The sequence below is a fragment of the Psychrobacter sp. UBA3480 genome (genome assembly GCF_002377945.1).
In the GTDB taxonomy this organism is placed as follows: domain Bacteria; phylum Pseudomonadota; class Gammaproteobacteria; order Pseudomonadales; family Moraxellaceae; genus Psychrobacter.
In genome coordinates, this window is record NZ_DFQV01000017.1 from 117,518 (window position 1) to 138,375 (window position 20,858).

General features: G+C 44.7%; 18 protein-coding genes. 11 read left to right on the top strand and 7 right to left on the bottom strand.

Annotation, left to right across the window (positions count from 1 at the left end; genetic code table 11):
* Window positions 1-422: 422 nt before the first annotated feature.
* Complete coding sequence (locus B2863_RS06680) at window positions 423-1,178, bottom strand: UTRA domain-containing protein (protein WP_296208479.1); 756 nt, start codon at window positions 1,176-1,178, stop codon at window positions 423-425.
* 367 nt (window positions 1,179-1,545) lie between these two features.
* On the opposite strand from B2863_RS06680, the gene hutU reads away from it, so the two are divergent.
* From hutU to B2863_RS06735, 11 genes are all read left to right on the top strand, one after another.
* Window positions 1,546-3,264, top strand: coding sequence for a urocanate hydratase (gene hutU / locus B2863_RS06685; protein ID WP_296208482.1), 1,719 nt, complete (start codon window positions 1,546-1,548; stop codon window positions 3,262-3,264).
* A 70-nt stretch (window positions 3,265-3,334) separates the two neighbouring features.
* A complete protein-coding gene (locus B2863_RS06690) occupies window positions 3,335-4,699 on the top strand; it encodes a YjiH family protein (RefSeq protein ID WP_296208484.1) in 1,365 nt (454 codons plus the stop codon).
* Between the two features lie 398 nt (window positions 4,700-5,097).
* Window positions 5,098-6,660: a histidine ammonia-lyase gene (gene hutH / locus B2863_RS06695; RefSeq protein ID WP_296208488.1), complete on the top strand. Its 1,563-nt coding sequence runs from the start codon at window positions 5,098-5,100 to the stop codon at window positions 6,658-6,660.
* Window positions 6,661-6,683: 23 nt separating this feature from the next.
* Window positions 6,684-7,742, top strand: a complete 1,059-nt coding sequence (gene hutG / locus B2863_RS06700; protein ID WP_296208490.1) for a formimidoylglutamase — start codon at window positions 6,684-6,686, stop codon at window positions 7,740-7,742.
* Window positions 7,743-7,804: 62 nt separating this feature from the next.
* Window positions 7,805-9,118, top strand: a complete 1,314-nt coding sequence (gene hutI / locus B2863_RS06705; RefSeq protein WP_296208492.1) for an imidazolonepropionase — start codon at window positions 7,805-7,807, stop codon at window positions 9,116-9,118.
* Between the two features lie 244 nt (window positions 9,119-9,362).
* The gene (locus tag B2863_RS06710) at window positions 9,363-9,725 is read left to right on the top strand and encodes a roadblock/LC7 domain-containing protein (RefSeq protein WP_010201036.1); all 363 of its coding nucleotides are present in this window, start codon (window positions 9,363-9,365) and stop codon (window positions 9,723-9,725) included.
* Window positions 9,726-9,901: 176 nt separating this feature from the next.
* The gene (locus tag B2863_RS06715; protein ID WP_296208494.1) at window positions 9,902-10,396 is read left to right on the top strand and encodes a PAS domain-containing protein; all 495 of its coding nucleotides are present in this window, start codon (window positions 9,902-9,904) and stop codon (window positions 10,394-10,396) included.
* A gap of 3 nt (window positions 10,397-10,399) precedes the next feature.
* Window positions 10,400-11,149: a PhnD/SsuA/transferrin family substrate-binding protein gene (locus B2863_RS06720; RefSeq protein WP_296208496.1), complete on the top strand. Its 750-nt coding sequence runs from the start codon at window positions 10,400-10,402 to the stop codon at window positions 11,147-11,149.
* Window positions 11,150-11,273: 124 nt separating this feature from the next.
* A complete protein-coding gene (locus B2863_RS06725) occupies window positions 11,274-11,897 on the top strand; it encodes a hypothetical protein (RefSeq protein ID WP_296208498.1) in 624 nt (207 codons plus the stop codon).
* A gap of 140 nt (window positions 11,898-12,037) precedes the next feature.
* Complete coding sequence (locus B2863_RS06730; protein WP_296208500.1) at window positions 12,038-12,652, top strand: hypothetical protein; 615 nt, start codon at window positions 12,038-12,040, stop codon at window positions 12,650-12,652.
* A gap of 419 nt (window positions 12,653-13,071) precedes the next feature.
* Entirely contained in the window at window positions 13,072-13,752 is a 681-nt protein-coding gene (locus B2863_RS06735) for a class I SAM-dependent methyltransferase (RefSeq protein WP_102090410.1), read from the top strand.
* A 37-nt stretch (window positions 13,753-13,789) separates the two neighbouring features.
* Here the strand turns inward: B2863_RS06735 and B2863_RS06740 are convergent, their stop codons facing one another.
* From B2863_RS06740 to B2863_RS06765, 6 genes are all read right to left on the bottom strand, one after another.
* Window positions 13,790-14,347 (bottom strand): GNAT family N-acetyltransferase, encoded by a 558-nt coding sequence (locus B2863_RS06740; RefSeq protein ID WP_296208505.1) that lies wholly within the window; start codon window positions 14,345-14,347, stop codon window positions 13,790-13,792.
* A gap of 48 nt (window positions 14,348-14,395) precedes the next feature.
* Window positions 14,396-15,118: a nucleotidyltransferase family protein gene (locus tag B2863_RS06745; RefSeq protein WP_296208508.1), complete on the bottom strand. Its 723-nt coding sequence runs from the start codon at window positions 15,116-15,118 to the stop codon at window positions 14,396-14,398.
* Complete coding sequence (locus B2863_RS06750; RefSeq protein WP_296208514.1) at window positions 15,115-16,428, bottom strand: XdhC family protein; 1,314 nt, start codon at window positions 16,426-16,428, stop codon at window positions 15,115-15,117. Before B2863_RS06750 ends, B2863_RS06745 begins: the two co-directional genes overlap by 4 nt.
* Window positions 16,429-16,539: 111 nt before the next feature.
* On the bottom strand, window positions 16,540-18,978 hold the full coding sequence (locus B2863_RS06755) for a xanthine dehydrogenase family protein molybdopterin-binding subunit (protein ID WP_296208517.1): 2,439 nt from the start codon (window positions 18,976-18,978) through the stop codon (window positions 16,540-16,542).
* Window positions 18,979-18,980: 2 nt separating this feature from the next.
* Window positions 18,981-19,973: an FAD binding domain-containing protein gene (locus tag B2863_RS06760; RefSeq protein WP_296208519.1), complete on the bottom strand. Its 993-nt coding sequence runs from the start codon at window positions 19,971-19,973 to the stop codon at window positions 18,981-18,983.
* On the bottom strand, window positions 19,970-20,641 hold the full coding sequence (locus B2863_RS06765) for a 2Fe-2S iron-sulfur cluster-binding protein (protein WP_296208520.1): 672 nt from the start codon (window positions 20,639-20,641) through the stop codon (window positions 19,970-19,972). Before B2863_RS06765 ends, B2863_RS06760 begins: the two co-directional genes overlap by 4 nt.
* Between the last annotated feature and the right edge of the window lie 217 nt (window positions 20,642-20,858).

The window sequence follows — 20,858 nt, forward strand, 5'->3', positions numbered from 1 at the left end:
CCTTATAAGAGTGAATGAATAAAGTAAAAACGCATAATGCTAATAAAATATATGGTGCTAATAAATAGGACAAGCCGACACAGAAGAACAATATAAGCTCTTCTATGATATTCGGCTTTGGTTGCCCGATTTGAGGCTATTCGGGCTATTTTTCAATACTGTTTCTATATTATATTTTAATTTTTAACGATTGTTCAAATATTCTGATGACTTTAATTAACGCCAATTGCTATCTTATTAAATAGCAGCTTATGGATATAGTATCTCACTTTAGACAGAAAAACGTACACAATCAGTGAGCATACGTAAGCTATAGTCAGTTCAATATAATTTCGATACACGGAAACCGAGTGCAAGTTATACATGAGTACGCTTAGCGAAGATGACGATGTAGCGGATTTATATAGGCTTGACTATATCTACTACAACTCGCCTGAGAACTGATAGCGATCACCCGCGTGCCACATTTTTACAAAGGTAACGACTTGGCCAGCCGAATAGGTCTGTCGACGCAACACAAGCGTTGGTGACTGCGGCGCAATTTGCAAAAACTCAGCAATCTCATCAGGGGCTGCCAATGCTCGAATGGTATAGCTGCCACTCTCTAGAGGGCTTTTAGCGATTAAATAATCACTGGTATTGACCACACTAAAATCCTGATCGATAAACTTCGGCACTTTTTTGGCATCGACCCAACGTTCTTCAAACTGTATAGGCTGACCATCAGCAAAATGAATAATTTTTACTTCATACAGGACAGCTTCATCACTAGCGTCTGTCTGAGCGTTTGTGTTAACAGGCACAGACCCTTCATTAATACCAAACTTACGACGCAGCTCATTATCGAGCATATCAGCCGTAATAGCACGCTTACTCACGACCTGTGCCTCATAATCACGATTGGCAGACTTTAAATCCTGTGCAATATTGCGCACTTCTACAAAGGTATGATTGAACTGCTGCTGCGCGACAAACGTGCCCGACCCTTGCCGACGCTCCAGTACCCGCTCCTCGCTCAGCTCTTTTAGCGCACGGTTGACCGTCATTCTTGACACACCAAACTCTTCAGCCAGTGCCATTTCTGTCGAAATCGCATTGCCTGCCTGCCACTTACCAGAATGAATGTTGTCTAGTATGGCGTTTTTTATGCGTTGATACGCCGGAATTGTCTTTGTCATATCCGCCTTTGACCGTCAGTTTTGCTAATAGGAATGACCACATAATATCACGAGACCACCGTGCAAGCCTTAGTCAAAATGTCTGAGCGTTCAGTATTGACTAGGGCGCTTTTCAACTCACTCGATGTTGTCTAAATCGGCTGAGTTAATCACAAAAATAATCAGCTCATGAAAAAAATCCTTGCATGAAAAAAGTATCTTTGATAATTTGTATATACAACTTTACAGCGGTGCTAGAAAATTTGCTTTATCGATTCGATATTTTTATAAATTTAGATAAATACTTAGTAAATGAATATCTAGGCTGACTGTAAGACACTTACTTTGATGACTTTATCGCCCTATTCGCTATCACAAGGATATGATCATGACTACTGACAATGGAACCAACAAAGAAACTAAGCTGACTCGCCGCGATGAGAGCCGTAATATTACTGCGCCTACCGGTAGCACGCTACATTGCAAAAGCTGGCTGACCGAAGCACCTTATCGTATGCTGCAAAACAACCTGCATCCTGATGTGGCAGAAAACCCAAAAAGCCTGGTCGTCTACGGTGGTATTGGGCGCGCAGCCCGTAACTGGGAAAGCTATGATCAAATCTTAGAATCACTAAAAGAATTAGAGGATGATGAGACGTTATTGGTGCAATCTGGTAAACCAGTAGGCGTGTTTCAAACACACGAAAACGCACCACGCGTATTGATTGCTAACTCCAACCTTGTACCGCGCTGGGCAACATGGGAGCACTTCAACGAGCTCGATCGCAAAGACCTGTTTATGTACGGTCAGATGACTGCAGGTAGCTGGGTTTATATTGGCACGCAAGGCATCGTCCAAGGTACGTATGAGACTTTTGTGGAAGCAGGTCGTCAGCATTATGACGGTAGCTGGGCGGGTCGTTGGATTTTGACCGCCGGTCTGGGCGGTATGGGCGGCGCGCAGCCATTAGCTGCGACTTTTGCTGGTGCGACTTCGTTAAACATTGAGTGTCAGCAGTCTAGTATCGATTTCCGTTTGCGCACGGGTTATGTCGATAAGCAAGCGGACAATCTTGATCACGCTTATGAATTGATTAAACAACATACGGACGCTGGCGAAGCTGTCTCTATCGCCCTACTTGGTAATGCCGCAGACATCTTACCTGAGATGGTCAAGCGTGCTAACGCTGGTGGCATGAAGCCTGATCTGGTCACCGATCAAACCTCAGCACATGACTTGATCAATGGCTATCTACCAAGCGGCTGGACAGTAGAGGAATGGAAAGCCGCCCAAGAAGATCCAGAGCAACATGCAGCACTGACTAAAGCAGCTGCTCAGTCTTGTGCGGTACATGTACAAGCGATTTTAGACTTGCAAGCGATGGACATTCCCGCGACTGATTACGGTAATAATATCCGTCAGGTTGCCTTTGACGAAGGGGTCAAAGATGCCTTTAACTTCCCAGGTTTTGTCCCCGCTTATATTCGTCCGCTATTTTGCCAAGGTAAAGGCCCATTCCGCTGGGTAGCGTTATCAGGTGATCCAGAAGATATCTATAAGACTGATCAAAAAATTAAAGAACTATTCCCTGAAAACAAACATATTCATCGCTGGTTAGATATGGCAAAAGAGCGTATTCAGTTCCAAGGCTTGCCTGCCCGTATCTGTTGGTTAGGGCTTGGTGAACGTGACAAAGCAGGTTTGGCATTTAATGAAATGGTCAAGAATGGTGAGCTAAAAGGCCCAATCGTCATTGGTCGTGACCACTTAGATACGGGTTCTGTTGCCAGTCCAAACCGCGAAACAGAAAGCATGAAAGACGGCTCAGACGCGGTATCTGATTGGGCACTATTGAACGGCATGCTGAACGTGGCAGGCGGCGCAACTTGGGTATCACTACATCATGGCGGCGGTGTTGGCATGGGCTACTCGCAGCACTCAGGTATGGTCATCGTCGCAGACGGTACGGACGCTGCAGCCAAACGCTTATCGCGAGTACTTGTCAATGATTGCGGCTCAGGCGTCATGCGCCATGCCGATGCAGGTTATGAGTTGGCGATTAAAACAGCGAAAGACTATGGTCTAAATTTGCCAATGATTAAATAGTTTGCCCCTTGTCCTTATACGCTGTAACTGAGTATAAGGATATTTTCGGCGTTTTATCAAGGAGGATAATATGATTGAGCAAAATACAACATCTGATCTGCACGATGAAAATCCAACGACATCGTCAAAAAAACTGCTATCAACCCCTATTGCTTTAATACAGCTTATCGTATTCAGTGCCATCGGTTTGGTGATGTTCTTCGTACCATTTACCATTGGTGAAAAAAGCACGATTTTGTTCGATCATGGCGCAACCTATCTGGTCACTCAGCAGCACACCTTGTCCGTGACGCTATTGTTTTTACTCATGCTCTATGGCGTGAGTAAGCCATTTATCGATGGCTCATGGCGTAAAAATATCACCCATATGATTATGACTGCTTTTAAAATCATGGGTCTGATACTAGCAGTGATGTATGTGGCTGACATAGCGCCTGCCTTTATGATGGAAAAGGACATGTTGCCGTTTCTGTTTGAAAAACTGGCCTTACCAGTCGGTATGATTGTACCGCTTGGCGCGCTTATTTTGGCCTTCTTGGTTGGTTTTGGCTTACTAGAAATGGTTGGTGTGCTCATGCAGCCAATTATGAAACCTATTTGGAAAACCCCAGGCTCATCAGCGATTGATGCTGTTGCTTCCTTTGTCGGTAGCTACTCTATTGGTTTGCTCATCACCAATCGCGTGTATTTACAAAAGCAATATTCAGCGCGTGAAGCCATTATCATTGCGACTGGGTTTTCGACTGTATCAGCGGCGTTTATGGTTATTGTTGCCAAAACGCTTGGTCTGATGGAGTTCTGGAATGTGTTCTTTTGGTCTACGCTAGTAATTACCTTTATTGTCACTGCAATTACTGCTCGTATTCCACCTATCAGTCTCTTTGATGATAGCGTTGAACGTCCCGCTTTAGATCATAAAGGTGGTACACGGCTAGCAGCTGCGTTTGATTTAGGTTTATCCACTTCGCGCCGTGCCACTGACCTCAAACAAATCTTGTGGTCTAACTTTCGCGACGGTCTAACGATGGCCGCTGCTATCGTTCCGTCTATCATCGCTGTCGGCTTAACAGGATTGCTATTAGCAAAATATACGCCCGTATTCGATGCGTTGGGTTTGCTTCTTTATCCCTTTACATGGCTTGGCGGTCTACCAGAACCGCTTGTCGCGGCCAAAGGCATGTCAGCAGGACTGGCTGAGATGTTCTTGCCAGCATTACTACTAAGTGAGGCAGATATTCTGACACGCTATGTCGCAGGGGTCATCTCCATCAGCAGCGTGCTGTTCTTCTCAGCCATGATTCCGTGTGTGCTTGCGACCGAGATTCCAGTCTCTGTTGGCAAAATGGTCATCATTTGGTTCGAGCGCGTGGTACTCAGTATTTTACTGGCTGCGGCATTCGGACATCTGGCTATGTACCTCAATTGGATTGGCTAAAAAACTCAAACTCAATAATAGATATTTCGTTGATTAAAAACCTTTCAACAACTTCATTTTAGTAAAGATACTAGGGCGTGTCCTCAATTCAAACGAGTGTCCTCTAAATGGGCTAAAAACAGCTAAATTTTGCCAAACCTCGTCAAATAGTTGGTCAATATCTCGATATTATCTGCACTATTTTCCTTGTTTGACGGCAATTTATCTCATTTTTATCACCATTTTTAAAATGAGGACACGCCCTAAACAAAAATAATATAACCCACATAGTCGATTCAATTTAAAAGTAGTACAAGGCAACCGAGTGTAGATGTATATGTAATACTTCAAGCGAGGTTAACGCTGTAATACTTTTAAATTGAATCGACTATATGACTTACAATACTAGGATTACCCCTATGAACGACATCAAACAACTAACCCTACATCCTCGCCAGCTTAGCTTTGAAATGCTACGTGATATCTACGAGCAGCCTGTCATATTGACACTACCCGAAAGTGATTATGAGGCGATAGATGCCTCGCACGAAGATGTACGTACCATCATTGCACGAGACAAAAGCGCATACGGTATCAACACCGGTTTTGGCCTGTTAGCAAAGACACGTATCAGTGATGATCAGCTTGAGCTACTTCAGCGTAACCTGATCGTTTCTCACTCAGTGGGTACTGGTGACGCGCTACCAGATGGCGTGGTACGACTGATTATGGTGATGAAAGTTGCCAGTCTGGCGCAAGGTGTCTCTGGTGTACGCCGCGAGGTAGTTGATAGCTTACTTGGCTTAATCAATAATCAAATCACACCCAATATCCCAGCCAAAGGTTCAGTTGGTGCATCTGGTGACCTAGCACCATTATCACATATGACGCTTGCGATGATGGGTGAAGGTGATGTGTTTGTCGCTGGCAAAAAAGTACTTGCTGCTGATGCTCTAGCGCAGCATGGACTTAAGCCAATCACATTGGCAGCCAAAGAAGGCCTTGCACTAATCAACGGTACGCAAGTATCAACTGCACTGGCATTACGTGGTTATTTTTTAGCGCGTGATTTGCTTGAGACCGCCACTATTGTTGGCTCGATGTCGATTGATGCTGCAAAAGGATCCGATTCACCATTTGATGCGCGTATTCATGAAGTACGTGGCCATCATGGTCAAATCGAAATCGCCAAAGCACATCGTCAACTAATCAAAGGCAGTGCTATCCGTGCCTCACATGACGGCGAGCAAGACGATAGAGTGCAAGACCCTTACTGCCTACGCTGTCAGCCACAGGTCATGGGTGCCTGTCTTGATATCATCAACCAAGCAGGGAAAACTCTGCTAATAGAATCCAATGCCGTAACTGACAATCCACTTATCTTTAATAACGAAGATGGCCCTGTCGCTATCTCAGGTGGTAACTTCCATGCTGAGCCTGTGGCTTTTGCCGCGGATATTTTAGCCTTAGCAATCGCTGAGATTGGCTCGATGTCTGAGCGCCGTGTCGCTTTGCTAATTGATGCCACTTTATCAGGTGGTCTGCCGCCATTCTTGGTCGATAATGCTGGGGTCAACTCAGGCTTTATGATTGCGCATGTGACGGCCGCAGCGCTGGCCTCAGAAAACAAATCTATCGCCCATCCAGGCAGTGTCGATAGTATCCCGACCTCTGCTAATCAAGAAGACCATGTGTCTATGGCCACCTATTGCGCACGACGCCTATACGAGATGGCACAAAACACTGCCACTATCATCGGTATTGAGTTATTGGCTGCTGGTCAAGGTATCGACTTCCATCGTGGACTAGATACGTCAGAGCCGCTGACTGTGGCACATCAGAAACTACGTGAGAAAGTGACTTTCTATGATAAAGATCGCTACCTCGCCCCAGATATCGAAGCAGCCAAGCAGCTGATATTAGACGGTACGCTTGCTGAACATTGGCAGTCACTACGCAGCGATTGGTACGAGTCTAAATAAAGATTAATGGGCGGAGAGCAGTGATGACAATAACGAGAACAACAGCACCGAATACCACTCACATTAGCCATACACCTGCTGATATGACCCAGTGGATAGGACGTACAGAGCCATTTGAGACTGCGCGTGCCCGCTATTGGTATCAGCTTGCTCAGCCTTACGAGGATCAAAATATTGGGCTAATTGGCTTTGCCTGTGATCAAGGCGTCAGACGCAATCAAGGCCGCATAGGTGCTAGAGCTGCTCCACCATTGATTCGTCGAGCTTTGGCTACGCTGCCAGTCATCGCTGAATTGCAACAACGTTTTGATGGTCAATTATCAACCTTATTGGGTGATGCTGGTGACATTCATTGTGATGATAATGATGGCCTTGCCGAGAGCACCCTTGAGCAAGCTCAGATTAAATATGCTGATGCAGTGAGCACTATTGTCAAGCAAGGTGGTCTACCCATCGGACTTGGCGGTGGTCATGCCATCGCTTATGGTAGTTTTTTGGGATTATGGCAGGCCTTAGAAAATACTAGCGAAACAACTATCAGCACAAACACAGCGCCTACTATTGGGATTATTAATTTTGATGCTCATCTTGATATTCGTCAGTCGGATGTAGCGACTTCTGGGACACCATTTCGCCAGATTGCCGAGCATCTTGACGCACATGGTCAACCCTTTCATTATTGCTGTATTGGCGTCAGTCGCTTTTCTAATACGGCAGCTCTCTTTGATCGTGCTGAGCAATTGGGCGTACAGGTCATTAGTGATGAAGACTGTCACTATCAGCCTTGGGATACACTTGCTGAGCGGGTCAAAAGCTTTGTAGATCAGGTCGATATTGTGTATCTAACCATCGATATGGACTGCTTACCATCTAGTGTCGTCCCAGGTGTGAGCGCACCTGCCGCCTTTGGCATTGAGCTGGGTTTCGTTGAGCGTATGGTCAAAACCATCATGGCATCAGGCAAAGTAAAAATGGCAGACCTTGCTGAGATTAACCCTACCTTTGATATTGACAGTCGTAGCTGCAAAGTCGCTGCTCGCTTACTGGCCACTATTGTAGAGCAGCACTTACTTAGCGCCTAGGTCTTACAAACAAAGATCTTAAGACAAAAGATCACTCGCCTCCCAATAATTAGGAGCCTATTATGAATGAATCAGAAAATTTTAAAGAGCAGACGCTCGACGAATCTACTATGACATCGTTTGATCAACTCATTATCAATGCCAACATTGCGACGTTTTCAGCGAACTATGGTTTCGATATTTACGATAATTCAGATGCTAATAATATCCCATACGGTCAGTTAGAGAACGCGGCTATTGGTATCAAAAGTGGCAAAATCGCTTGGATTGGGGCACATGACCAAATCGATACTCATCTGCCTAAATATCAAGATAGCCAAATCACAGACGTGGATGGTAAATGGATAACCCCAGGGCTTATTGACTGTCATACGCATATCGTCTATGGCGGCAACCGTAGCAATGAGTTTGAAGCACGATTACAAGGCGCTAGTTATCAAGACATTGCCGCACAAGGCGGCGGTATTGTCGCGACGGTCAGTGCCACTCGCGCTGCCAGTATTGAAGCGCTATTTGCACAAAGTGAAAAACGCTTAATCGCACTTATGAAAGAAGGCGTTACCAGTATCGAAATTAAATCTGGTTATGGCTTGAACTTAGACACTGAACGCAAAATGCTTACGGTCGCTCGCCAGCTTGGTGAAAAGTACGACATTCATGTAAGTACCACGTATTTGGCGGCTCATGCCTTGCCACCTGAGTATAAAAATCGTGCAGATGACTATATTGAGCAAGTCTGCGAATGGCTGCCGATTCTGCATTCAGAGGACTTGGTCGATGCGGTCGATGGATTTTGTGAAAACATCGCATTTAGTACAGAGCAAATCAGGCGAGTCTTTGAGGTCGCACGATCTTTAGATTTACCAGTCAAACTGCACTCTGAGCAGCTGTCCGATATAGGTGGTAGTGCCTTAGTTGCTGAATATAAAGGACTGTCGAGCGATCATCTAGAGCACTTGTCAGAAGAAGACATCAAGAAAATGGCGGCTAGCAATACCGTTGCCGTGATATTGCCAGGGGCATTTTATACGCTACGTGACACCAAGTTGCCACCGATTGAGGCATTACGTAAACATCAAGTCCCTATGGCTATTTCAACCGACTGTAATCCTGGCACCTCACCGTTGACGTCGCTGTTATTGGCGATGAACATGGGCTGTACACTGTTTTACCTGACACCCGAAGAAGTACTGGCAGGCTCGACTGTTTATGCAGCACAGGCTTTAGGACTATCTAATAAGGGTAGAATAGAAGTGGGCTGTGATGCTGATTTAGCGCTATGGGATATCGCTCGTCCCGCTGACTTGGCCTATCAGATGGGCTTAAACCCTATCCAAGGTATCATGGTTCAAGGACAATGGCGCGACACAATGTAATCAACCTACCTTCACTTATTATCATTAAAAAAGCCCCAGTCATTTAATGATTGGGGCTTTTTTAATAACAATGTTGCAAATTTTATGAAATTGAAGAAAAAAACCTTAATAACCTTACTTTAAATAGGGATTTACTATATCAATATTATTAGTAAGGATTTATAATACCCTTTTTTAAACAGGGTTATTTTTGGCTAACTATAGTTCATAAATAAAAATTAACAAACAGTATAGAGAAAGCGATATGCGTACAGATTCATTTCAGCAGATATTGGAAGACTTAAACAGTTCATCAGCAGATGTTGAAGCATCTGCGCTAATCTCTAACGATGGTCTTATGATTGCTTCAGCTCTACCAACCGGCGTGGATGAAGATCGCGTGGGTGCTATGTCAGCAGCATTATTATCATTGGGTGATCGTGCAGGACGCGAGTTGGCACGCGGTAGTATTGATCGCATTATGATTCAAGGCGAGAAAGGCTACGTCATCATGACCTCATCAGGCGATGAAGCGGTACTCACCATCATGGCAAAACCCAATGCCAAGCTTGGCTTAATATTCCTAGATATTAAGCGCGCCTCAGAAGCATTGGCAAAGCTTATTTGATTGGCGACTGCTTATCGAATTTATTAGCTTTTAATTACTATAAATATAGTCGGTTCAATATAGTTTGAATACAAGGAAGCCGAGTGAGAGTACTACAAGTAGTAGGCTAAGCAAGGCTGACACCGTATCCAATTTATAGAGGATTGACTACATAACGATCAACGAAGGAGATGACCATGGGTTCTCCAATCCCTGATGCACACAAACCCGATATGCCTGCTGAGCAAATCACGATGACTTATCATGATGGCACATCACGGACTGTCTATGATACTGGTATAGAGCGCCCCTACCCAGACGGTAAGCTGATTGTCTCGCGTACCAATCTCGACGGTATCATCACTCACGTCAACGACGCCTTTGTCGAAATCAGTGGCTATCATATAGATGAATTGATTGGCCAACAGCACTATATTTTGCGTCATCCTGATATGCCAAAAGCCGCCTATAAAGACTTATGGAGTACTGCTGAGTCTGGACAAAAATGGCATGGCTATGTCAAAAACTTATGCAAAGACGGCAGTCATTATTGGGTCTATGCCACTGTGGTGCCTAACGTGCGTCGCGGCGAAATCGTCGGCTACACCTCGGTACGACGCAAACCATCACGCAGCAAAATTGAAGCGGCGATGACTCAATATGCCCAAATGAAACAAGATGAGGAAGGCTAAGTCATGACGACACACAATATGTTAATCGCCCCTGATTTCTCGCCTGATCGCTTTGCAGGCTGGCACATGTTCAACACCTTGATTCAAAAACGTGCCAACTTAAACATGCATCTCAATATCCCTGCCTCTCACGCTGAGCAAGAGCAGGTCATTGATGCTGGTGACATTCAAATCATTTATGCCAACCCTTTTGATGCAGCCACTCTCATTCGAGAGCAAGGCTATCGAGCCATTGCCCGACCTATCGGCAAATCTGATGAGATGGTCATTGCAGCCGCAGCCAATAGCGCTATTAGCCGTTTGGAAGACATTCAAGTAGGGGCTACTGTCGCGATGGCTGACAACCGAGATGTCAAACTGATTGGTTTGCGATTGCTAGAAGCCGTCGATATAGAAGCCTCTGATCTCAACTGGGATGTGACCGAGACCTATCAAGCGGCTGCCCGCAAAGTCATCAAAGGTGAAGCCCAAGTCGCGTTCTTTTTGGCAGAGATATTTCATAGCTTCTCACGCTTGACCAAGACTCAGCTGTCAGTACTTATCGAAAGTGACTTGGCTGATATCAGTCATGTGTTACTAGTCAAAGAAGACTTTCCCGATGCACAAATCTTTCTAGAAGCCATCCTCAATTTGCACAACGATGACGATGGTAAAGAAGCATTGGCTGAGCTTGGCATGCCTCAAGGATTTGAGCCAATGAGCGAAGAAGATGCCGAATTTATGATTGATTTGATGCAGACATTATTGGATTAGTCGCTCAATCATTGTATTGATATCAAGCGCTATTTCTCTGGATTACATCATCGCTTGTCGTATGACATCATTACCACTGAAGCAAGCACCGTCGTAATAATAGCGATGATAGAAGGGTATTATTATGTCTGATTCAGACCTTATTAAAGAAAATGAAAGAGTCGCACACCGAGTATTTCGGTTTTACTCTCGTAAAGTATTTTTGGCACCCAACAACCGTCACTTTCATGAGCAGCGCATCAATGCAGCTTTGCTATTGACGGAGAAAGAGCCGTTACAAGGTGCTGTAGCGGACTTTTTTTATGGGTGCTGGTTTGATATCCCATATGATGTAAACAATCTATTTACTCGTATCAAAGATCGTTTGTATCCTCATGTCCAGCAAGGCTTTCGCGAGTGCATTGATAAAAAAAGATACATTCAGCGCAATAGTATGTTGGCCACTCGTTGGAGTGTGCTGATATCTCCTTCTCTCAATGAGCAAAAGCAACGGCTGCGTATCAGCAGCGATGATGCCCGAGAAATCGCTAAAGACATCACCACTGAGCTGATGCAAGCGCGTGAGGACAAAGACTGGGGTACGATTGAGCAAATCGAAAATGAGTTTTTTGCCCATTGTACTGCGCGCAATGATCGCCTTGCGTTTTCGCTGGTATGGTTTCGCTTGGGTAGAAGTGACTGGCAGTTCGATGCGCGCTGGGACAACTGCCAACAACATCTCGATCAAACTATAGTCAAATCCATATAAATCCGCTACGTCGTCATCCTCGCTAAGCATACTAATGTATAACTTACGCTCGGTTTCCTTGTATCAAAATTATTTGAACTCAACGATCTGAAAGCCTAATTTGTCACTTATCAATCACTTTTATCATAATGGTAGTTACTATGTCCTCTTACTTAAATGCTGATAAAACCTATCTTACCCTGACGCCAGCTGGTATTTTTGAGGCGTTTTCACAGAACGAACCGACTGATGAGCAGCTAGCATTACAGAATTTGCTATCTTATGATCAGACACTGCTCGCCGCTGACTGGCTTCAGCGCTATTCTGAACAATGGCTACAGAGCTTTATCGAAAAAGGTTGGATTGAAAAGCTGTCACTGTTTTTACCAGCGCCTAACTTGCCATTAGACCAGTTTTTGCCTTATGTCGTGGCGAGCTTATCTGGTAAACGCCGAGCCGCGATCGGCTCTGATGAAGGATTTTGTTTAGCGCGAGTTGGCTATAGTCAAGAAGAAGCGGACATGCTCAGTGTCGCCGCCGCTGATTTTTCAGGCTTTATGCTCCGCCAAAAGCAACGTGGGTGGGCAGTAGAGAGTCAGGCAATCTCGTTTTTTCAACAGGTCGACCTACTCATTCCTGAGACCAGCTTTGTGTTTTTATGGATAGATAATGCAGGCTACGTTCTCATCATCGATGGCGAACCTCTGACCAACAGTCGTGCCTTTGTCGAGCTAGTATGGGCCCTTAAAACCTCTGGATTGAGATTTCTTAACTAAGGAGGTTTCTTAACTGATTTAATTCGCTTAATTCATTCCACTGTATCGTCTGATTTGTTGCTTAAGCTCGATCTTTTACGCGAGAATAAACAGTGCGCTTAGCTAAAGTTAAGCGTACTGTTTATTCTCATATAAGTATTTTTCGTATCATTCTTACCTATATCACTCTCTAGTATCGGCTAACTCTACGCAGCAATAACAATACTCTCAGAATTAACAATAACTTGTCAGAATTTAGGTCATACTCTTCTCATACACTTAAGTATTTTCTTGCCACAACTTAAGTTGCCACAAATCTCTAACCATTCAAACATCTATACAGCTTCCAATATTTTCATCATCTTTTCCAATGTTGTACCCTACCGAAATCGGCAACCCCTGCCAAACCTTGCATTCTTGCTTATTTTTTAGGACAGTTTATGACTTCGCTGACCACTGTGCGCGTGCGTTATCAAACGATTGAAATTGGCAATACCGACATTCATATTTGCACACTACGTGACAATCAACAATTTAGTGACCCTGATGACGAAGCGTTAAATCTGGGTATCTGCTCCGCTTCTTGGCCGATGTTTGGGGTGATATGGCCTTCAAGCTTGGTGCTGGCCAATCATATGCTCGATTACGATATTACAGGCAAACGTATTTTGGAAGTTGGCTGCGGTATGGCGCTCTCTAGTCTGCTACTGAATCATAGACATGCGGACATCACAGCGACTGACTATCATCCAACGGTTGAGTATTTCCTTGATAGGAATACCACGCTGAATAATAATAAAGAGATTAATTTTGAGCGTTTAGATTGGGCAGAAGACAATAGCCATCTTGGCAAGTTTGATATGATTATCGGCAGTGACTTGCTCTATGAAGACCAACACATTGATATATTAGCTGAGTTCATTGACCGTCATGCTATGCCGACTTGCGAGGTCATCGTGGTCGATCCTGGTCGCGGTCGCAAAAACAAACTAACCAATAAGATGACTGAATTTGGCTTTAGTAGTAAGCATGTAAAACCTGAAAATACGACTTATCTAGACTTGCCGTTTAAAGGGCATATTCTGACGTTTTCGCGAGATAATAGTAGCCAAACAGAGTAAAAGACAACCATCAATGCAATTAAGTGAGCACAGTATCCTACCATTGCTGCCGAGTAATTTTGTACAGCACATGCTCAGCGAGCCGATGATTAGACTCAAGCATAGGGTGAAAAAAATCCTCCTGTGTATTGGTCATACCAAGGCGCTCCATAACCAATTGTGAGCGCTTATTGATAACGGCAGTAAAGGCAACGACTTCATCTAGTCCTAATGTATCGAATGCAAAATTCAATGAAGCCCTTGCCGCCTCTGTCGCATACCCTAATCCCCAATAATCATTGTGCAATCGCCAAGCAATCTCGACAGCAGGAGAGAACGGCATATCGGCATGCGCATGATTTAACCCAACCATACCGATAAAAGCATCTGTTTCTTTTAGACTCACTGCCCAAAAACCCCACCCATTATCATCAATCAGCGACTGGCATTTCTTGGCGATAGTATTACTCATGGAAGTAGTTAATAGCTTAGGAAAGTATTCCATTACTTCAGGGTCAGCATTAATCTCAGCGAATGGCGCAAAGTCGCTCGCTTGCCACTGTCGTAGGTACAGTCGTTCGGTTTCTATCGTATTTATAATTTTATTCTCTCGCATTTCGTTGTTCAAAATGAATACTGTTCAAAACCAATTAAATTAATCGGGCTAGCTATTAAGCCAGCCTTGTTGTTTGGCAAATACTAGGTGCTCAGGTGTATCAATATCGTAGCTAAGTTGGTCATTATCGACCTCACCTATTTGATCAGCGGGCAATCCTCTAATGAGGTGACGAAGCCCTTTATCTCCTATCAATTCTGACTGCCACTGTCTCAGCAGTTTATAGTTAATTGCTAAAGGCAGACCTATGATATCAGATACCGTTTCATCTCGATTTTGATGTTTCGCTAAATCTTGCCAACTGTGATAGCGACTGGCCACTACCGTCTGCTTGCCCGCTAGCAAAGCGGTTAGATGTAGCTTATCTAACAATACTTGATCTATTCCCATGATTAGCACTCGATCGATTGAAGTCGATTCAAAAGCAACAATTGTCTCAATACCTAAACTCAAACTATACGCCATACCAGTATCAGCTTGTGAGTTCACCACTATCTGAACCGTTGGATATTGATTGGCCAACGCTGTAATCGCACTAGCAATCAAACGATGGTTATCAGGAATGACAACGGCGATGGCTTGCGGATTGGTCGTTATTGCCAATCGATTCATATAAGTAATCAATGGCTCGCCATTCTTAACGAGTAGCTGCTTAGGTTGACCGAGACGCTGACTGAGGCCGCTTGCTAAGATAATGACCGCATGGTTTTGGCTCTGCTGTTCAGTACTCTCTGTATGCTCAGCACCTTCTGTAAATGCACGCTTACTCATACGCCACTCTGGACAGTATTGGCATCCGTATCACTACTCACCGCTGAGATATTTGAGAAACTACTGTGTGAGCCACTTATTGAGGCAGTTTGATTGTGCATGACCGTATTTATTTCTGCCATGATGCCAAGCGCGAGTGCCTCAGGGCCGTCTCCGCCCAGCTTATAACCAATCGGATAATGCAATTTATGAATACCAGCTTCTAACATAGTAGGATTGCTAAGGTTTATGCTAATCTCATTAATTAAGCGTTCGGTACGATAGCGCGGCCCTAACTGTCCTAAGTATTTATAATTGTCTGGATGCTTGAGTAGTATTGCTAGGCGAGCACGATCTTGACTCAAGCTGTGTGACATCAAAGCAACTGCTGCGTTACTACTAAGCTTAAGCAAAGTCTCACTGTCGTCTAAAGATAGCGACATCACAACGTCTGCTTGAGGAAACCGCATACGCGTCGCATATTGCGCGCGGCTATCTATAACTGTCACATGCCAATCTTGTAGCTTGGCCATGGTCACCAGTGGCATCACATCATTACCTGCGCCGCAAATCAATAGACGCACTTGTGGTTGCAAATGTTGCACAAGCCACTCTGTATTTACGTCGTCATTTTCCACCATCACATATTCGGCGTTTTTATCAGATAGCTTATATTGTGCTAACTCTTCTACAGTATTGGCAAGTATGCTTGAAAGAGCTGTTTTCCCTTGTGCAAAAACGCTTCCCAACCTGCGATATTCATCTAAATTAATACGCATTCCAGTTTGCAAATTATCACTGTTTTGCGATATAGAATCTTGATGCTGATAGTCGTCAGCACGAATCAAAGTCGCTACAGTAATCGGCTGCTGAGTATGTCGAACATTACGGATTGTCTCTAGCAATGGCGTTGCTGTCGTTAGTCGCTCAAATAATACATGCACTTGCCCATTACAGCCCAATCCAAAATTTAGCTCATCAAAGTCCGCGTCATCTAAGTCGCTATCTGGCTCATCATATATATCAGACTCAGTTTGCTTCACACCTGCTTGCGCTTGGCCATCGTCAGCATATTTAATGTCATCACCCGTCTGATAAACTTGCACATTGGCACCGTTACGAGTAAGCCAAAAGGCACGTTTGATAATGTGCGGCTCCAAGCAACCCCCACTAATCATCCCAACTGAGCGACCATCCTCACAGATAAGCATCATGGCGCCAGCACGGCGATACGCTGAGCCTTCAGTACGTACGACCGTTGCCAATACAGCGTCAATACCTTGTTGCTTAGCTTTGATTGCCAGATTAAGAATGTCAGCGACCTGATTCATAACGCCTCTTATTTGGTAGTTATTTTCTTGATAATGACGAAATATACTGCTGATTGAGTTATAAAAACCCGCTCATTAAGCGGGTTCCTGTCGTACATATGGCTTAAAAAATTACTCTGGCATCTCGTAAAGCAGCTTATCAAGCGTAATCGGAAAATCATAAACGCGTACGCCGACGGCATTGTAAACAGCGTTAGCAATTGCAGCGGCAGCACCAGCAATAGCAGTCTCACCAATACCTTTGATATGCATTGGGTTGGTATAAGGATCATCCTCTTCGACCAATATCACATCTAACTGCGGTACGTCGGCATTGACTGGCACATGATACTCAGCGAGGTCATGGTTACACAGGCGACCATCACGTTTATCATGGATGACCTCTTCCATTAACGCTGAACCAATACCAAATACCATACCGCCATAGCATTGCGAAGTCGCTGTTTTATGGTTAAGAATACGACCTGCGGCAAATGCGCCCGTCATACGTTTCACTCGAATCTCACCCGTCACCTTATGCACGGCTACTTCAGCAAAGTTCACACCAAAAGAGGACTGACGATACTTCTTACCATTTTTACCTGGCTTTATCTGACCTTTGGCACTGACTTTTTGCTCCTCATAGCCTGCGATCACGTCAGCAAGCGCATATGATTCTGTATTGTCAAAATCATATTTTTCTGATGCTGTCTGTTCTTCTAATACATTCTCTGAAAATGAGACTCCTGTGGTTTCAGATATTTTATCAATCGTGCTATCAGCAAACGCTTGACCATTCTCTTTGGCTGTCTCTACCGCTGTCAAATCGTGCTTGCCTACTTGCTTAATTTGACCATTATCTAACTGAATCGTATCAGGATATAGGCCGACTTTTTCTGCTAGCATTTCACGCAGCTGCTCACAAGCGAGGTAGACACCACTACCTGCACTCGCAGCGCCCCAACTACCACCTGAACCTGATGCAGGTGGTAAGGCACTATCACCTAATTTCATCTCGATATGGTCAATGGGCAACCCTAATAAATCTGCAGCTACCTGAGAAAAAACAGTATAAGACCCTGTACCAATATCTGTCATATCTGTCTCAATAACCGCTTTGACACCGAGCGCTTTTGACTTATCGATTTGCAAAGTTGCACGCGCTTCAGAAGACTGTAACTGATTACCACGTGCGGCTGCAGCCATGCCCGTGCCTATCCACCAGTCGCCTTCTAATTGACTGGCAGGCTTTGTGTTGCGCTGACTCCAACCAAACTGCTCAGCACCTTGCTCCATACAGGCAATTAGCTGGCGCGTCGAAAATGGAATGTCCTTACTAGGGTCTTTTTCGGGTTCATTACGGCGACGTAGCTCTATAGGATCAAGGTCCAATTGCGCAGCCAATTCATCCATTGCACACTCAACAGCAATCATACCGACCGCTTCACCAGGTGCACGCATCGAACCTGACAAGACTTGGTTCATGTCAACCATTTCATAGTTTACACGGCGGTTTTTACCACTGTATAGATAGTGCGTAGACAAAGCAGTTGGCTCAAAGAATGCCTCGTCTGGCAAATTACTAGAAATAGTATCGTGAATTAACGTATCGATAACGCCATTTTTATCACAGCCAATTGCAATGCGCTGACGAGTGTTCGAGCGTCTGACCGTTGCTTCCATCACCTGTGGACGCGTCATGGTAATCAATACTGGACGACCAAGATCTTTTGACGCAATAGCAGCGGCAATAGATTCGGGGGCAATACCAAGCTTGCTACCAAACCCACCACCGACATAGTGTGCAATTAATTGAACTTGATCTTTGTTTAAGTTTAGCGCATCCATGACTTGTTGCTTACAAGACGCAAGCATTTGATTAGCCGTATAAAGAACGAGTTTCTCACCTTCCCAATGTGCCAATGTCGCATGTGGCTCCATCGCCGAGCTGTTTTGACTTGGCGTATGATAGAAACGATCAAGCGTCACCTCAGCATCAGCCAATCCTTGCTCAGGATCGCCTTGGACATAATTTTTGTCAGAGCCTTTTTTCTCATCAACTTCATGGGCGTTAGACAACTCTTTAGTAAAATTTAATGCTGCTTGGTCAGTCTCATCTTTATAAGTGACTTTAAGCGCATTTGCCCCTTCTGTTGCTGCTTCAAAGGTTTCAGCGATGACCACCGCAATAGGCTGACCATGATAAAAAATCTCAGTCGCTCCCTGCTTTGGCGCTTTTTTCAATCCGCCTTGCTGAGAATTACGCAAAAAGTGCTTGGGATCCGTCACGACCTTGATAATATTAGGAATGCCGTCTAAAGAACTGCTATCGATATTTTCGACTTGTCCTTTGGCAATGGTCGCACCGACCAAGACACCGTACGCTTTATTATCCAAATGAATTTCGGCACTGTAAGGCGCTTGACCACTAACCTTCAGCGAGCCGTCAACACGGTTAATTGGCTTACCGACCAGTTTGCTCGCTGTTGTGCTAAATAAAGACTCAACAGGCTCATCCATAGTCATTTTTTTGGTCGGTTCTGACTGAGTGATTGATTCAAATAATGACATGATTATGCTCCCTCGCCCGCTAGTGCGCGCTGAATGACTTGTTTTAGTAGGCGACGCGTAAGCGGTATTTTAAAGTCGTTTTGACCCTTACCTTTGGCATCATTCAATAACAGATTGGCGGCTTGCGCGATAACATCATTATTGCCATCAGTACCCATTAACAACGTTTCAACTTCCTCGTTACGCCATGGCTCCGTACCGATACCACCAAATGCCAATCGTACCGTTTTTAGATTACCGTTATCATCAGCGTCTATCACTGCGGCACAGGACACGAGCGCAAACGCATATGAGGCGCGATCTCGCACTTTGTCATAAGTATGCATACCTTTGACAGGTGCAGGTAATACAACGTGAGTAATCAGCTCACCTGCTTCCAATACGTTTTCGATATGCGGCGTATCTTTTGGTAAGCAATAAAAGTCCTTCACATTGATAGAACGAGTCGATCCGTCAGCTTTAACTGTCTCGATAGTGGCATCCAGCAAGCGCATCGCCACTGCCATGTCAGATGGATGCTGAGCAATACAGGCATCGCTCGTGCCTAAAATAGCTAGCGTACGGTTCTCGCCATTGATAGCTGGACAACCTGTTCCCGGTTCACGCTTGTTGCAAGCGCTGTCTGTCTGGTAAAAATAATAACAACGTGTGCGCTGCAAGAAATTACCGCCAGTCGTTGCTTTATTACGCAACTGACCAGTCGCTCCTGCCAAAATCGCTCGGGATAATACTGGATAATTGGCAATAACCTCAGGATGCGCTGCCAAGTCGCTATTGGTCACAAGCGTACCGATACGCAAACCACCGTCGGCAGTGGTTTCAACTTTCTCTAACTCTAGACGAGTAATATCGACCAATTTGATTGGCGTCTCAATCTCCAATTTCATCAAGTCTAATAAGTTGGTACCGCCTGCGATAAAAGACGTATCCTCAGTACTGGCAGATGTTGCCGCTTGCTCTGGTGCATCAGCACGACTGTATTCAAAGCGTTTCATGAGCGGCCTCCTGTTGTAGCAGTTGCTGTCTTGGTATTCGCTGAGGTTTTGCCAAGTTGCGCCTCGCTCGGTGGCGGTGACCAGATACCTGTCACGCTTGAGTTTTGCACTGTGTTGTCTGCTTTTTGAGTACTAGGCTCTTGTGTTTGACTATTTGATACCTGGCTTTCAAGCACTTGTGAAATGGCTTTGATAATATTTGGATAAGCTGAGCAGCGGCAGATATTACCGCTCATGCGCTCAGCAATCTCTTGTACAAGGCGACCATCAGGATTTTTTAAGTCGGTGCTCACATGGCTTGGCCAGTTTTGTTTCACTTCTTCTATCAATGCGGTCGCTGAACAAATCTGACCAGGCGTACAATACCCGCATTGAAATGCATCATTGTCCTTAAAAGCTTGCTGCAATGCCGATAGTGACTCTGGCATTCCAATGCCTTCAATCGTTGTAATGTCATCACCATCATGCATAACGGCGAGTGTCAGACAAGAGTTAACCCGTCGTCCATTGATGAGCATGGTACAAGCCCCGCATTGACCGTGGTCGCAGCCCTTTTTGGGTCCAGTAATTTGTAAATGCTGACGACAGACGTCGAGCAGTGTCGTACGGGCGTCAAGATTCTCGAGCTGATAATCTTGCTTATTGATTGTTAAGGTCAAAGTAGACATGCTGGCTTCTCGCTGGCAGATGAACATAATAAAATGGTGAAATACGCTTCAGAATGACAGCGTCAATAAATTTATTATGACGTACGGAAACAGTTGTTTTGTTTTTACTTTGTAGGGTTTCCAGTGTAGTTTCTAATCTGCGGGAGTATCGAAATGTTAGCGCTGCTAATAGGTGGTATATTTTTTATCCTCAGTTTTTAACGTTATTTCAAAGTAA